This is a genomic window from Streptococcus sp. ST14, from assembly GCF_046098195.1.
Taxonomy (GTDB): domain Bacteria; phylum Bacillota; class Bacilli; order Lactobacillales; family Streptococcaceae; genus Streptococcus.
In genome coordinates this window covers 1-15,386 of sequence record NZ_JBJUSF010000014.1, presented here as the reverse complement: position 1 = coordinate 15,386, position 15,386 = coordinate 1, and the positions used below count along the sequence as shown (strand labels likewise).

Annotated in this window: 16 protein-coding genes; 1 reads left to right on the top strand and 15 read right to left on the bottom strand. The window is 43.1% G+C overall.

Annotation, left to right across the window (positions count from 1 at the left end; all coding sequences use genetic code 11):
• Window positions 1–75: 75 nt before the first annotated feature.
• From ACIY19_RS05930 to budA, 7 genes are all read right to left on the bottom strand, one after another.
• The gene (locus ACIY19_RS05930) at window positions 76–1,146 is read right to left on the bottom strand and encodes an ABC transporter substrate-binding protein (protein WP_213988065.1); all 1,071 of its coding nucleotides are present in this window, start codon (window positions 1,144–1,146) and stop codon (window positions 76–78) included.
• Window positions 1,143–1,916, bottom strand: a complete 774-nt coding sequence (locus ACIY19_RS05925) for an ABC transporter permease (protein WP_000712716.1) — start codon at window positions 1,914–1,916, stop codon at window positions 1,143–1,145. Before ACIY19_RS05925 ends, ACIY19_RS05930 begins: the two co-directional genes overlap by 4 nt.
• A complete protein-coding gene (locus tag ACIY19_RS05920) occupies window positions 1,913–2,719 on the bottom strand; it encodes an ABC transporter permease (RefSeq protein ID WP_000754114.1) in 807 nt (268 codons plus the stop codon). The genes ACIY19_RS05925 and ACIY19_RS05920 overlap by 4 nt, the downstream gene beginning before the upstream one ends.
• The gene (locus ACIY19_RS05915; RefSeq protein ID WP_000742901.1) at window positions 2,700–3,857 is read right to left on the bottom strand and encodes an ABC transporter ATP-binding protein; all 1,158 of its coding nucleotides are present in this window, start codon (window positions 3,855–3,857) and stop codon (window positions 2,700–2,702) included. The genes ACIY19_RS05920 and ACIY19_RS05915 overlap by 20 nt, the downstream gene beginning before the upstream one ends.
• Before the next feature lie 159 nt (window positions 3,858–4,016).
• Window positions 4,017–4,922, bottom strand: a complete 906-nt coding sequence (gene murB / locus ACIY19_RS05910; protein ID WP_409002936.1) for a UDP-N-acetylmuramate dehydrogenase — start codon at window positions 4,920–4,922, stop codon at window positions 4,017–4,019.
• Between the two features lie 108 nt (window positions 4,923–5,030).
• Entirely contained in the window at window positions 5,031–5,783 is a 753-nt protein-coding gene (locus ACIY19_RS05905) for a YhfC family intramembrane metalloprotease (protein WP_084872034.1), read from the bottom strand.
• Window positions 5,784–5,792: 9 nt separating this feature from the next.
• Window positions 5,793–6,524: an acetolactate decarboxylase gene (gene budA, locus ACIY19_RS05900; protein WP_084872032.1), complete on the bottom strand. Its 732-nt coding sequence runs from the start codon at window positions 6,522–6,524 to the stop codon at window positions 5,793–5,795.
• A gap of 145 nt (window positions 6,525–6,669) precedes the next feature.
• Between budA and ACIY19_RS05895 the strand changes: the two genes are divergently transcribed.
• Window positions 6,670–7,941 carry a PLP-dependent aminotransferase family protein gene (locus ACIY19_RS05895; RefSeq protein ID WP_268698134.1) on the top strand — a complete coding sequence of 424 codons (1,272 nt, stop codon included), beginning with the start codon at window positions 6,670–6,672 and terminating at the stop codon, window positions 7,939–7,941.
• Window positions 7,942–7,960: 19 nt separating this feature from the next.
• Here the strand turns inward: ACIY19_RS05895 and ACIY19_RS05890 are convergent, their stop codons facing one another.
• From ACIY19_RS05890 to ACIY19_RS05855, 8 genes are all read right to left on the bottom strand, one after another.
• Window positions 7,961–8,776, bottom strand: coding sequence for an ABC transporter substrate-binding protein (locus tag ACIY19_RS05890; RefSeq protein WP_268698133.1), 816 nt, complete (start codon window positions 8,774–8,776; stop codon window positions 7,961–7,963).
• A gap of 157 nt (window positions 8,777–8,933) precedes the next feature.
• Window positions 8,934–9,587 (bottom strand): phosphate signaling complex protein PhoU, encoded by a 654-nt coding sequence (gene phoU / locus ACIY19_RS05885; protein ID WP_000946469.1) that lies wholly within the window; start codon window positions 9,585–9,587, stop codon window positions 8,934–8,936.
• Window positions 9,588–9,598: 11 nt separating this feature from the next.
• The gene (gene pstB, locus ACIY19_RS05880) at window positions 9,599–10,357 is read right to left on the bottom strand and encodes a phosphate ABC transporter ATP-binding protein PstB (protein ID WP_001287327.1); all 759 of its coding nucleotides are present in this window, start codon (window positions 10,355–10,357) and stop codon (window positions 9,599–9,601) included.
• Window positions 10,358–10,369: 12 nt separating this feature from the next.
• A complete protein-coding gene (gene pstB / locus ACIY19_RS05875) occupies window positions 10,370–11,173 on the bottom strand; it encodes a phosphate ABC transporter ATP-binding protein PstB (RefSeq protein WP_000049851.1) in 804 nt (267 codons plus the stop codon).
• 10 nt (window positions 11,174–11,183) lie between these two features.
• Window positions 11,184–12,068, bottom strand: coding sequence for a phosphate ABC transporter permease PstA (pstA, locus tag ACIY19_RS05870; RefSeq protein ID WP_000543051.1), 885 nt, complete (start codon window positions 12,066–12,068; stop codon window positions 11,184–11,186).
• Window positions 12,058–12,975 carry a phosphate ABC transporter permease subunit PstC gene (gene pstC, locus ACIY19_RS05865; protein ID WP_001070948.1) on the bottom strand — a complete coding sequence of 306 codons (918 nt, stop codon included), beginning with the start codon at window positions 12,973–12,975 and terminating at the stop codon, window positions 12,058–12,060. Before pstC ends, pstA begins: the two co-directional genes overlap by 11 nt.
• Window positions 12,975–13,853, bottom strand: coding sequence for a phosphate ABC transporter substrate-binding protein PstS (locus tag ACIY19_RS05860; protein WP_268703583.1), 879 nt, complete (start codon window positions 13,851–13,853; stop codon window positions 12,975–12,977). The genes pstC and ACIY19_RS05860 overlap by 1 nt, the downstream gene beginning before the upstream one ends.
• 210 nt (window positions 13,854–14,063) lie before the next feature.
• Entirely contained in the window at window positions 14,064–15,386 is a 1,323-nt protein-coding gene (locus ACIY19_RS05855) for an RsmF rRNA methyltransferase first C-terminal domain-containing protein (RefSeq protein ID WP_409002935.1), read from the bottom strand.

Sequence of the window (15,386 nt, the reverse complement as noted above, 5' to 3'; positions counted from 1 at the left end):
AGATAAGGCTGTAAAAGTTAACTTCTATTAAGAAAACGAACCAGCTTAACTGATTCGTTTCATAACTGCTAACTACTACTTCCGATACATTTTAAACTGTAGGAAGAGGTCGCTATATTTTCCTGTCCATTTATGGTCAAACTTTTCATAAACTTCTAGGTGTTTCATGGTATCAGCGTCTGGATAGAAGGATTTGTCCTCACGAGTCTCCTCTGGGAGCATTTCCTTGGCTGGCAGGTTTGGTGTTGAGTAGCCCACATACTCAGCATTTTTCAGAGCATTTTCGGGTTTCAACATAAAATTGATAAAGGCATAGGCAGCATCCTGGTTTTTCACAGTTTTTGGAATGACCATGTTATCAAACCAGAGATTGCTGGCCTCAGTCGGAACGACATACTTGAGGTTAGGATTTTTCTCCAACATCTGGCTGGCCTCCCCGGAAAAGGTCACACCAATAGCAGCATTATTCTGAATCATGTAACCCTTCATCTCGTCTGCCACAATGGCCTTGATATTTGGAGTCAATTTGTAGAGCTTATCCACTGTCTCTTCCAACTGCTGAGGATCCTTGGAGTTGAGACTGTAACCAAGTGAGTTAAGCCCTAGTCCCAGTACCTCACGCGCCCCATCAAAGAGCATAATGGAATCCTTGTATTCTGGTTTCCAGAGGTCATCCCAATGCTCGGGCGCCTCATCTATCATGGTTTCATTGTAAACAATTCCCAAGGTCCCCCAGAAGTATGGGATGGAGAATTTGTTGCCCGGGTCAAAAGACTGGTTGAGGAACTCAGGTCCGATATTTTCGATTCCTTCAATTTTTGAATAATCAAGCGGAACTAAGAGGTCTTCGTCCTTCATCTTGTTGATCATGTATTCACTTGGGATGGCAATATCATAGGTTGTTCCACCCTGCTTGATCTTGGTATACATGGCTTCGTTAGAATCAAAGGTCTCGTACTGTACTTGTATGCCTGTTTCTTCTGTGAATTTCTCCAAGAGTTCTGGATCGATATAGTCCCCCCAGTTGTAGATAACCAATTTCTGACTGTCTCGGCTATTGATTTTACTATCTATATGAGTCGCAATTCCCCACAAGACAAGGATAATCGCTACAATTCCTGCTAAAAATGAATAGAGTTTTTTCATGCTTGCTCCTCCTTCTCACGTGAGATAAAGTAATAGCCAACAACCAGGATAATACTAAAGAGAAAGACAAGGGCAGACAGGGCATTGATTTCTAGAGAAATCCCCTTACGAGCACGAGAGTAAATCTCAACTGATAGGGTTGAAAAGCCATTTCCCGTCACAAAGAAGGTCACGGCAAAATCATCCAGCGAATAGGTGAAGGCCATGAAATAACCTGCAATGATAGACGGAGTCAGGTAAGGAAGCATGATTTCCTTAAACATCTGAAACTGGCTGGCTCCCAAGTCATAGGCCGCATGAATCATGTCATCATTCATCTCCTTGAGGCGAGGCAAGACCATCAAGACCACGATAGGGATGGAAAAGGCCACGTGACTAGATAAAACCGTCAAAAAGCCAAGTGAAAACTTAAGCTGGGTAAAGAGAATTAAGAAGCTAGCACCAATCATAACGTCAGGCGCAACCATCAGGATATTATTGAGTGATAAAAAGGCTTCTTGGTATTTCTTACGAGACTGGTAGATATAGATAGCACCAAAAGTCCCGATAATGGTCGCAATCAAGGCTGATAGAAAGGCCAAGAAAAAGGTTTGGGTGAGGATCAACATGAGGCGACCATCACCAAACATGGTTTTAAAATGGCTCAAGCTAAAGCCTGTAAAGCTGTTCATATCATCGCCAGCATTAAATGCATAGCCAATCAAGTAAAAAATTGGCAAATAAAGGATGATAAAGACAAAGGCTAGGTAGAGATTGGCAAATTTTTTCATCGTTCTCTCCTTTCCTTGGTCACCCACATGGTGATGAACATGGTCAGGATAAGGATCACCCCGATGGTAGAACCCATACCGTAGTTGTCATTGGTCAGGAAGTTCTGCTCAATGGCCGTTCCCAGCGTGATAACGCGGTTCCCACCGATCAAACGTGTCAACATGAAGAGACTCAAACTAGGGATAAAGACAGACTGAACCCCACTTCTCACCCCGTTCATAGACAGAGGGAAGATAACATGGCGGAAAGTTTCCCACTTGGTCGCACCGAGGTCGTAGCTGGCATTGATGAGATTGTTATCCATATCATCCAAGACATTGAAAATCGGCAAAATCATAAAGGGAAGCTCGATGTAGCTTGCGACAAAGATGAAGGAGAAATCAGTAAAGAGCAACTGCTGCGAACCGATTCCGATGAATTCCAAAAATTGATTAATAGAGCCATTTTGACCAAAAATCCCAATAAAGGCATAAGCCTTTAGGAGCAGATTGATCCAGGTTGGCAGGATAATCAGCATGAGCCAGAGTTGACGGTGCTTAAGACGGGTCAAAAAGAGGGCTGTCGGATAACTGATGAGCAGTGTTACCAAGGTTACAATCCCTGCATAAAGCACAGAGTTGAAGCTCATTTTGAGGTAGGTCAAGTTTTGTGACGCAAAGTAGGATTTATAGTTTTCTAAACTAAACTGCCCTTCAATGTTGAAAAAGGATTGTCCAAAAATCAGGACCAAGGGTGCGAGAACAAAGAGGGCAATCCAAAGCATGTAGGGTACTACAAAGAGTTTAGAGGTTGTTTTCTTCATCTCTTTCCTCCTCGATCGCGTTAATCAGACCTGCTTCTTGCTCTTCGATTTCTACGTATTCTTCGATACGAGCATCGAACTCTTCTTCGGTTTCGTTGAGACGCATGATGTGGATATCTTCTGGTTCAAAGTCCAGACCGATTTCCTCACCCACAATGGCCTTACGGGTCGAGTGAATCATCCATTCGTTTCCGAGCTCGTCATAGGCGATAATCTCGTAGTGAACCCCACGGAAAAGCTGGGTATCAACCTTAACTTGGAGCTTGCCTTCTTCAGGAAGGGTAATGCGCAAGTCCTCTGGACGAATAACGACCTCAACAGGCTCATTTGGCTTCATCCCTCCATCAACCGCTTCAAAGCGTTTGCCGTTAAACTCAACTAAATAGTCTTCAATCATGGTTCCTGGCAAGATGTTGGACTCGCCGATAAAGGTGGCAACAAAGTGGTTGATTGGCTCATCGTAGATGTCCACTGGTGTTCCAGACTGAACAATCTCGCCATCGTTCATAACGAAAATCCAGTCACTCATGGCAAGGGCTTCCTCCTGATCGTGAGTGACAAAGACAAAGGTAATCCCCAATCGTTGTTGCAGTTCACGCAGTTCGTACTGCATGTCTGTTCGCAATTTCAAATCCAGCGCTGACAAGGGCTCATCCAACAAGACCACACGGGGCTGGTTGATAATGGCACGGGCAATGGCCACACGCTGACGTTGTCCTCCAGAGAGTTTACGAATCGAACGCTTCTCGTAACCTTCCAACTGAACCATCTTGAGAACTTCCGCTACGCGTTGTTCGATTTCTTTCTTATCGATTTTACGCAAGCGGAGCGGAAAGGCAACATTTTCAAACACATTCATATGTGGAAACAAGGCATAGGATTGGAAGACCGTATGAACATCACGTTTATTGGTTGGAATGTCGTTGATCCGCACCCCATCCAGTAAAATATCCCCTGTCGTCGCATCCAGTAAACCTGCAATGATGTTCAGGATGGTTGATTTTCCTGAACCAGATGCGCCCAAAAGAGTGTAAAATTTCCCTTCTTCCAACTCAAAGTTAATGTCTTTGAGAACCTTGGTGTTGCTGTCTTCAAAAACTTTAGAGACGTTTTTGAATTCAATAATTGGTTTTTTCAATTGTCATAAATTCCTTCTTTTTCATAAATTAACAGATCCGGGCTCTGTCAGGCCGCTACTACCTCGTGTAGGAGATTGAACTGCCTACATACATCTTCACTAACGATAGGCTTTCACCCCCTTTACAATGGTTATAGTAGCAACTTTTCTACCCCAATCTTATTCCTTCTCACCCAAGATTCGGACTTCTCTCTCAAGGGTGACACCTGAGTGTTCCTTGACTTTTTCGATAACAGATTGGATCAAATCTTCATAGTCTTTGGCCGTTCCGTCAGCAACATTAATCATAAAACCGGCATGCTTTTCAGATACTTCCACACCACCGATACGATAGCCCTTCAAGCCAGCCTCTGAAATCAACTGTCCTGCAAAATGCCCAACTGGACGCTTAAAGACTGACCCACATGATGGATATTCTAGAGGTTGTTTGAGTTCACGTAGGTGCGTCAAGCGGTCCATCTCTTGCTTGATAACCTGATGATTCCCTGGAGATAGGGCAAATTTAGCTGACAAAACAACAGCCCCAGAATCCTGAATAGCTGAATGGCGGTAACCAAAAGCCAAATCCTTGGCAGATAAGGTCTTGATTTCCCCTTCCTTGGTCAAAATTTGACAAGACTGCAAGATATGGGCAATCTCTCCTCCATAGGCACCTGCATTCATAAAGACAGCTCCACCGATACTTCCAGGAATCCCACAAGCAAACTCAAAACCAGTCAAACTATGACGGAGGGCAATACGTGTTGTTTCAATCAAGTTCGCTCCAGCTTCTGCTTCGATGGTATAGCCATCAACTGAAACGTTATTAAGCTTATCACACAAGATGACAAAACCACGGATTCCACCTTCACGAACAATGATATTGCTGGCATTCCCAAGCACCATCCAAGGAATACTCTCCTGATTGGCAAATTGAACGACACGCGCCATCTCATAGCGATTCCGTGGCAAAACCAGATAATCCGCTCGTCCCCCTACCTTAGTGTAGGTATAGAGCTTCAATGGTTCCTTAAAACGAATATCAATTCCTTCTAATTGTTCTTGTATTCTAGTTACTAATGTCATATCTCTCATCCTTTTGTAAAGTGATTTCATTATACCATTTTTAAAGATTTTTGACGACTGGAAATTTCTGTATCCAATCTTCACATAAAAAAAGAGGTCACCCTCTTTTTATGATTTTTTCCAAAATGTAGATTTTGTTAGCCAGACAAGAGCTATAAGTTCTGCGAGAAGGATGAACTCAACTAAAAGTGGATTTGTAATCCATCCCACTTGAGATAAGGCTGGAGCCAAGTCAAACAAAGCATGCAAGCCATAGGCAGCAATGAGATAGATCCATTTCTTTTGACGGACACTTTGATAGACCCAGACAGTAAGGCTAATTTGGAGAACCAGAGCAAGCACACGCTCAACCCCTAGTAGATAAACCTGCCATACAGAAAGAGACTGAACCGTTTCGAGTGTAGACTTTGGAAGGAGATTGGCTACATCAGTATTTGAAGACTGGATGAGTGAAAAGAGAATCAAAAGACTGATCAAGCTTCCCATTCCGAGATAGAGCATTTCCAAGCCCCCATGTCCCAAACCATAAGCCAAAGCATCTCTATCTTCCAACTTTCTCTTTTTCTCCAACCATTTAAAAAAGACAAGACGAGCTGTTTCCTCAAAGAGGGCTGCCATAGCGATTCCATAAAGGACGTATAAGAAAGGCTGCTCCTGCATGAGCGGAATGGCTCCATCTTTTTGCGGATGGAGTACCAGAAGATGAACCATCTTCTCTAACACTTGAGAAGAAACAAAAAATGCGATTGCCCCCAAGCCCATCACTGCAAGAGAAATCTTAAAGCGTTTTTTGGCGTACCAAGTCCCACCCACTAGGACTAAAACCAAAGCGATCATAGTAAGGATAATATGTAGTGTCATTTTTTTCTCCTATTCTGACTTGTCAATGTCTTTCTTCATTTCGTCAACATTAAATTTCGCAAATAAATACTGGCGATCTTGGACTGGAAAACGTTGGTCCAATTGATCAACAGCTCCCACCTCGATCATGCCTTCCTTGATAACAAAGTCCATCACATGTCCACCAAAAGTCAAATCATCCGAGATAAAGTGCAAATGGTAACCCGCCACACTGACACCATGGAAAATCTCTGGCGTCCAAAAACCAACGATGGTTCCCGATACATTTTCACGGCTATATTCAGGTTGGTGAGTCGCTACATCAGCAAACTTAGTGTCTGTTGTTGATTTGGGAATCATCCGTACATGCATGTAGGCAAATTCCCCATGAATCTTGATGGAACGAAAGAGATTCTCCCCATCATAGTAGGACTCAATTCGTTTTTCCAATTCCTTATCTGTCATCTCAAAGCGCTGACGAAAAATCACTTCTGCCTGATGAGGGACCACTGCTGCATAGGGAATAAGAGCATCCGCTGCCACCTCGACGATTTCAGGCGTTTGACCAGACCCCTTGGCTTGATAAGCCTTGCCATCAAGGACAATCAACTCCCCATCAATCGAATCAAGGGTTCCCAAACCGAGGTCACCATGTTCCAGTAATTCTCCCACTGTCATGGTTCCACCATAGAGACCTGCCATTAGGGCACCTAGAGTATTGTATTGAAATAATTTAACCGGTTCCTGCACTTTTCTATCCATTCTCTTTCTTAACTTCTTTTCAATGAATCATCATACTTTCTAAGTATACCACATTTGCTCCTAGTTGTGAAAGGGAGAAATACTTTTCCCATTGCAAAGGAAGCAAAAAAAAGGTACAATGTAACAAAATCAAGGGAGGTCTGGAATGAAGAAAGAAAGTAAATACCAAGCAGTCGTTTCCTTTCTCAAAAAAGGTATCGAATCAGGAAAATTTCCAACAGGTAGCCGGCTTCCCTCTATCCGTCAACTGAGCCAAGACTTTCACTGTAGCAAGGACACTATCCAACGAGCCCTGCTGGAATTACGCCATGAACAATACCTCTATGCCAAACCCCAAAGTGGCTACTATGTTCTAGAACAAGGACAGCACCAAGACTTGGAAATTGAAGTCACTGACGAGCATGCTAGTGCCTATGACGACTTCCGACTCTGCGTCAACGAAACCCTGATAGGCCGAGAAAACTACCTCTTCAACTACTATGATAACCAAGAAGGCCTTGAGGAACTCAGACAATCTGTCCATCAACTCCTCTTTGACCAAGCCCTCTACTGCAAACCCGACCAACTGGTTCTAACTTCTGGCACCCAGCAAGCTCTCTTTATCCTTTCTCAGATTAACTTTCCGAGCGAGGGAGCTGAGATTTTGGTTGAACAGCCGACTTACCACCGGATGAACCGCCTCTTGGTCGCTCAGGGATTAGCCTACCAGACCATTGAACGCCGAATTGATGGCATTAACCTTGAAGAACTGGAAGAACAGTTTAAATCTGGAAAAATCAAGTTTTTCTATACCATTCCTCGCTTCCACTATCCCCTAGGTCATTCCTATTCTGATCAGGAAAAAAGGGCTATTCTAGATCTAGCAAACCAGTATGGTGTTTACATCGTAGAGGATGACTATCTAGGAGATTTAGACCCTAAAAAAGGGCAGACCTTCCACTATCTGGACACTGAGGATCGGGTCATTTATATCAAGTCCTTCTCAACCAGCCTCTTTCCAGCCCTTCGTATTACCGCTCTCATTCTCCCAAATGCCCTAAAAAAGGCCTTTGTTTCCTACAAAAATATCCTAGACTATGACAGCAATCTCATCATGCAAAAGGCTCTCTCTCTTTACATCGATAGCCAGCTATTTGAAAAAAATCGACTGGCCCGTCTTACCCTTCAAGAGAACTATCAGACTCGGATGAAGGAGCTACTTGAAAAAAGCACCTGTCCCTTGCCTTACTATCCTCTACATGATGGTCTTTTGCTTGATTTGAGAGACTATCCTAAAATCACCAGTTTAAAACACAGCTCACTCAAACTAGACTTTTTTGAGAAGGCTTATTTGGACGCCTGTCCTTATCAGTTTGCCAAAGTCTCTCTCGAAAATCTAGAAGAGTTATTAGAATACATAAAAGCAGAATTGGATTAAAGTCCAACTCTGCTTTTTCTTATTGTTCAACTTCTGTTAGTTTCGCTGCTTTTTCAAGATAAGTTTGATAGGTTCCGTCATCTTTCAGTTTTTGGATAACCTTATCGACTACTGCTTTCAAGTCTGATTGATTCTTCTTAATAGCAACAGCATTGGCTTCGCCATCTTTCATCGTCAAAGTGGCTGTCGCAACGGCAAGATCTGAGTTTTTACCTGCGTAGCTAAGAGCAACTGGTTCATCCATATGAACAGCATCCACTTTTCCAGCCTGCAATTCATTAACTGCTTCCCCCATATTGGTCAAGGATGTCAATTGGGCATTTGGCAATTGTTCCTTCACCATAGTTTCTGGAACGGTTCCCTTTTGAGCTGCGATATTGGCACTTGCAAGGCTTGAAAGATCCTTGTACTTATCTAAATCGGCTTTTCTAACCAAGAAACTCATCTTGTTTTCATAGTAAGGGATTGAAAAGTCAAAGACTTCCTTTCTCTCATCTGTGGCACTAATTCCTGCAATGGCTAAGTCAGCCTTTCCAGTTTGAAGGCTGGTCAAAACATTGTCAAAACTCATGCTAGAGATTTCAAGTTTAACCCCAAGCTCATCCGCAATCGCTTGAGCCATATCAATATCTGCCCCAACCACTTGGTTTTTACCATCTACCAAGGATTGGAATTCAAATGGTGCATAGTCTGGGCTGGTCGCAACGACTAGCTTTCCTTTTTGTTTGATAGCGTCCACAGCAGACTGGGAGCTATCCGTTCCTGACTGGCAAGCTACTAAAATCACGCTAGCAAGCATGCTACACACAACTAATATCCATTTCTTAAATTTCATAAATAAACGACCTTTCTGTTAATTCTGAATAATTATAACTCTTTTAAAAATAGTTGTCAACCCTTTTAGAGATTTTGATTGTAAAACAATTCTTTTCATAAAAAAGAAGACTGATTTATTTTAATCAGCCTTTTCTTCTGTATATTTAAACCGTTTCTTATAATTCGACAATCTTACCTGTTTCAAAGTAAACAACCCATTCACAGATATTCTTTGCGTAGTCTCCGATACGTTCCAAGAAAGAAATGACTTGGAAGTAATCACGGCCTGTAACTATAGCTTCAGGATTTTTCCTAATTTCTTCTGTTGCCAAATCTCGGATGCTATCAAAGTAATGGTTGATTTTTTCATCCATCGCCGCTACTTCGTAGGCTTGATCCACAGAACCGTTGAGATAGAGATCTAGGGCTGCTTCGACGAAATTTTTCACGTCGCGTCCCATCTTTTTGATTTCTTCTTCAACAGAAGGGATACGTTGCTCCCCCTTCATACGAATGGTCGCTTCAGCGATAGACACTGCATGATCTCCCATGCGTTCCACGTCTGACACTGCCTTGAGAACGGTCAAGACGGTACGAAGGTCTTGCGAAACAGGTTGTTGGAGGGCAATCATTTCAAATGATTTTTTTTCCAGCTTCACTTCATATTCATTTACTTCTGCATCGTCTTCGATGACTTCTTTTGCCAAATCACGGTCATGCGTAACAAAGGCACGCACTGTACGATTGATCTGCGAGAGCACTTCTTGTCCCATAGCATAGAACTGGTTGTGCAATTTCTCCAAATCTTCTTCAAATTGAGATCGTAACATCATTCAACTCCTTATCCAAATTTTCCTGTAATATAATCTTCTGTTTCCTTGTTTTGTGGGTCTAGGAACATCTTCTTCGTATCATTAAACTCGATCAAATCCCCATCTAGGAAAAATCCTGTTTTATCAGAGATACGTGAGGCTTGTTGCATCGAACGCGTTACCAAGAGCATGGTGTATTTATCTTTCAGACCATACAAGGTTTCCTCAATCTTACCTGCAGAAATAGGATCCAAAGCTGAAGTTGGTTCATCTAAGAGGATAATTTTGGGACTGGTTGCTAGGACACGAGCAACACAAACACGTTGTTGTTGTCCACCAGAGAGACCAATGGCCGAATCATGCAAACGATCCTTTACTTCATCCCAGATAGAAGCACGTTGCAAGGCTTTTTCTACTGCTTCATCCAAAACATGTTTATCCTTAACCCCATTGATACGTAGGCCATAGACAACATTTTCGTAGATAGACATAGGGAAGGGATTGGGCTGTTGAAAGACCATACCAATTTCCTTACGCAATTCAACCGTATCGGTACGGGGGCTGTAGATATTGTGACCATTATAGACCACTGATCCAGTTGTTGTCACCTCAGGATTTAGATCGCCCATGCGGTTGATGGCTTTGAGCAGGGTGGACTTTCCTGATCCAGAAGGACCAATCAAGGCCGTTATTTCCTTAGGTTGGAAAGAAAGGGAAACACTATTCAAGGCCTTCTTTTTATTGTAATAAACGGACAGGTCTGACACCTGTAAAATCGCTTCTGACATACCGTTTCCTTTCTAACCAAAGTGTCCCGTTACATAGTCATTGGTTGACTGTAACTTAGCATTTTGGAAAATATTGGATGTCTTATCGTACTCAATCAAATCACCCAAGTAGAAAAATCCTGTGTAGTCACTTGCACGCGCAGCCTGTTGCATACTGTGGGTAACGATGATGATGGTAAAGTCCTTCTTCAATTCCAACATGGTTTCTTCCAGCTGGGCTGTCGCAATCGGATCCAAGGCTGAAGCAGGTTCATCCATCAAGAGGATATCTGGCTTGACAGAGATGGCACGAGCGATACAGAGACGTTGCTGCTGACCTCCAGAAAGCATCAAGGCTGATTTGTGAAGGTCATCTTTGACCTGATCCCAAAGGGCAGCCTGTCTTAGAGAGGTTTCTACAATTTCATCAAGTACTTTCTTGTCCTTAACACCTGCACGTTCATGAGCAAAAGTGATGTTGCGATAGATAGACTTAGCAAATGGATTTGGACGTTGGAAGACCATTCCGATATGCTTGCGCATCTCATAGACATTGATTTCTGGACGGTTGACGTCAATCCCTCGGTAGAGGATTTGACCTGTGACCTTGGCAATATCAATGGTATCATTCATCCGATTGAGACTGCGAAGATAGGTAGATTTCCCAGATCCAGAAGGACCAATCAAGGCTGTAATTTTATTTTTTTCAAATTGCATATCGATGCCCTTGATGGATTCATTTTTACCATAGTAAACATGTAAATCCTTAGTAGAGAGGGCCACTTTTTCTTCAGGGAAAGTGATGATATGCTTTTCATCCCAGTTATATTTTGACATGGCTTCTCCTTTAGGCAGCGGTTAATTTCTTGTGTAAATAGCTTCCGAGTTTGCGAGCTCCAAAGTTAAAAATCAAGATAAAGATGAGGAGCACGGCGGCAGAACCAGCAGATACAATGGTAGCATCAGGAATGGTTCCTTCACTGTTGACCTTCCAGATGTGGACAGCTAGGGTTTCTGCTTGTCGGAAGATTGAGATAGGGCTGGTAACACTGAGGACATTCCAGTTAGACCAGTCAAGGGCTGGAGCGGATTGTCCTGCCGTATAGATAAGAGCGGCGGCCTCACCAAAGATACGGCCAGATGCCAAGACAACACCCGTTACGATACCTGGAAGGGCTTCTGGAATGACGACATGGACCACAGTCTCCCAACGAGAAATTCCAAGGGCCAGACCAGCCTCACGTTGTGTATGGTGAACGTGTTTTAAACTGTCCTCAACATTTCGAGTCATCTGAGGAAGGTTAAAGACTGTCAAGGCCAAGGCACCTGAAATGATTGAAAATCCATACTCAAACTGGACTACAAAGATCAAGTAACCAAAGAGACCCACAACGACTGATGGTAGAGAAGACAAAATCTCAATACAGGTACGAATAAAATTAGTCACAGGTCCTTTTTTGGCATACTCAGCGAGGAAAACACCAGCACCCATAGATAGCGGAACAGAAATGATCAAGGTAATGACCAAAAGGAAGAAGGAATTGTAGAGCTGAATCCCGATACCCCCACCTGCTTGATAAGAGGAGGATTTCCCCGTCAAGAAAGACCAAGAGATATGCGGTAACCCTCTCACCAAGATATAGAGAATCAAGGATGCCAAGATGGCAACGATGATACCCGCGATGGTATAGAGGACAGCTGTTGCAAGTTTATCTAATTTCTTAGCGTGCATAGTTTTTCTTTCCTCTTTCTTTCGTAATCAATTTAATCACACTGTTAAAGGCCAAACTCATCAAGAGCAATACCAAGGCCAGTGACCAGAGAACGTTATTATCAACCGTTCCCATGACGGTATTTCCTATACCCATAGTCAATACAGATGTCAAGGTCGCAGCTGGTGTTGTTAACGAGGTTGGGATAACTGCTGAGTTTCCGACAACCATCTGAATAGCAAGGGCTTCACCGAAGGCACGCGCCATCCCAAAGACCACTGCAGTGAAAATACCTGAACGTGCTGCTTTCAAGGTCACACGCCAGATGGTTTGCCAACGAGTGGCTCCCATAGCTAAACTAGCTTCACGGTAATGACGAGGAACAGCACGCAAGCTGTCTGTTGTCATAAAGGTTACAGTTGGTAGGATCATGACAAAGAGAACGAAAATCCCTGACAAGATCCCAAAACCAGTTCCACCAAAGACGCCACGGACAAAAGGCACCACAACTTGCAAACCGATAAATCCATAGACTACTGAAGGAATACCGACGAGGAGTTCAATGGCTGGTTGCAAAATTTTTGCACCCTTTGGTGAGACTTCTGTCATAAAGACTGCAGCACCAATAGCGAAGGGAGTTGCGATGAGGGCTGATAAAATCGTCACAATAAAGGAGCCCAAAATCATCGGAAGGGCACCAAATTGTTTCCCTGAAGGATTCCAAGTTTGTCCAAAGAGGAAATCAAAAATGTTCACTCCATTGACAAAGAAGGTCGACAAGCCTTTTTGGGCTACAAAAATCAAAATCATCGCCACAATGATAACAATCAAAGAAAGGCAGGTGAAGGTCAAACCTTTACCGAACTTCTCAAGGCGAGAGTTCTTTGAAGGAGAGAGTAATTTTTTAGATAATTCTTCTTGATTCATTATTGACCTCCTTCTACTGCTGTAACTGTGCCTGAAGCATCCTTTTGGACTTTCATCTCATTGATGGAGATATAGCCCATGCCCTTAACAATTCCATTTTGGGCTTCATCTGAGAGGACGAAATTCAGGAATTCAGCAGCTAACTCATTCGGCTGACCAAGTGTGTACATATGTTCATAAGACCACAAAGGCCAGTTGTTTGTCGTTACATTTTCAGTTGTTGGTTCATAGCCATTGAGCTTCATGGTTTTGACCGAGTCATCCACATAGGCAAAGGCTAGGTAAGAAATGGCTCCAGGGGTTTGGGAGACAATCGATTTGACCATCCCATTAGAATCCTGTTCTTGGCTCTGCATAGCCGCCTGACCATTCATTACGACATTGTCAAAGGTTGCTCGTGAACCCGAACTTGCTGCACGGTTGATGATCGAAATAGCTAAGTCTTTACCACCAACCTCTCTCCAGTTAGTCACTTCACCAGTAAAGATTTTACGAAGTTGCTCAATTGTCAGATTTTCAACAGCCACTTCTTTGTTCACAATCACTGCAAGACCAGCTACTGCAACCTTATGATCCACAAGCGCCGAAGCGTCAATACCATCTTTTTCCTCAGCAAAAACGTCAGAATTACCAATATCTACAGCTCCAGACTGCACCTGGGAGAGTCCTGTTCCCGAACCTCCACCTTGAACGTTGACTGTTTTTCCGATATTTTTTGAACCAAATTCGTCTGATGCTGCTTCGACCAGAGGCTGAAGGGCAGTTGAACCGACAGCTGTCATGGTTTCTCCACGATCAATCCAGCTTGCACATCCCGCTAGAGAACCTGCAAGCAAAAGTATCGCAAGAGATAGAACGAGCTTTTTTCTTTTTTTCACTGTTATTCTCCTTGAACATAATGATAAATGTTCTGATTTCTTCCGTTTGTCCTGATCATCCAATCATCATCAATGATTGTCCCGCTTTATTTTATCTAGTCATTCTTAGGAGCGGACAATTCCATCGTATAATATAAGCAATAATGAAAGACTATCAGAAAAAACTCATACTTCCACTATAACATAGAATAGGCTCTTTGACTAGCTTTTTCACCTGAATCTAAGCCCTTTTGGATAATAATTTTTCAAAACATTACCCGTTACCTTGGCAAAGCCTAGTCCGTTTCCTTGAACCACAACTTGGTACCAGCCATTTGGTCGAGCTTCATACAATTGAACAGTCTCACCAGCCACATATTTTACAAAGTCCTCATCATTGATTTCGACACTTTGTTTTACTTGACTTGGTTTCAAGGCTAATCCGAGAGCAAAGCTTGGTTCGAAGCGTTTCTTTTTAAAAGTACCCAGATGGAGTCCATTTCGGGCAATTTTGAGTTTCCCTAGATCAGGTAGCATCTCGGGCAAGAGATAAAGTTGGTCTCCAAAAGTCTGCAAGATACCAGTTAGATTGACTCGCAAGTGTTTTTGGGCAAATTCTTGCCACAAGACCAGCTGTTCCCGACTGTGATTGCTCTTGCTAGCTTTGAATTTAGGTGCTGGATTTTGTCCCTTAAACTGCAGGTGGGCAACAAACTGGCCTTCTCCCTTGAAATGATGAGGGTACATTCGAGACGTTTCAGGAAGATCAATTCCTGCTACCATACCATTCACATGCTCGACTGGAAGCAATTCAAAATCATAAGTATCCAGCAACCAGTGGACGATTTCTTCGTTTTCCTCAGGTGCCCAAGTACAGGTCGAGTAGACCAGACGGCCACCCTCAGCAAGCATGGTCACTGCATCTTCTAAAATTTCTCTTTGGAGACTAGCGCATTGGCTCGGATAATCGAGGCTCCAATAATCCATGGCATCGGGCTGCTTACGAAACATCCCTTCACCCGAGCAAGGTGCATCAAGGACAATCACATCAAAGTAACCTTTAAAAACCTTGGCCAATCGGTCAGCAGATTCATTAGTCACAACAACGTTTGTAGCTCCAAATCGCTCCATATTTTCCACTAAAATTTTAGCACGCTTGCTTGAGATTTCGTTGGAAACAAGGACTCCTTGATTAGCCAGATAGGCTGCTAGTTGAGTGGATTTTCCACCTGGAGCCGCCGCCAAGTCCAAGACCTTCATGCCAGGAATTGGTTGAGCTACCTGGGCCACCATTTGGGCTGCAGGCTCTTGCGAATAAACGAAACCGGTCACATGCTCTGGAGATTTCCCAGAAACCTTACCATAATACCCCCAAAGTGTATTTGGAATGGCATCTGCAAACAATAACTGACTTTCTTTTAAGGGGTTGACCCGAAAAGCCGAAACCGCTTCTTGTTTAAAAGAGGCAAGAAAGTCTGGCTCTATAATATTTGTAGTGGGTAAATCCTCTATAGATATTATGGAGCCTATTTTTGTATAGAAAAAAAGTCCCAT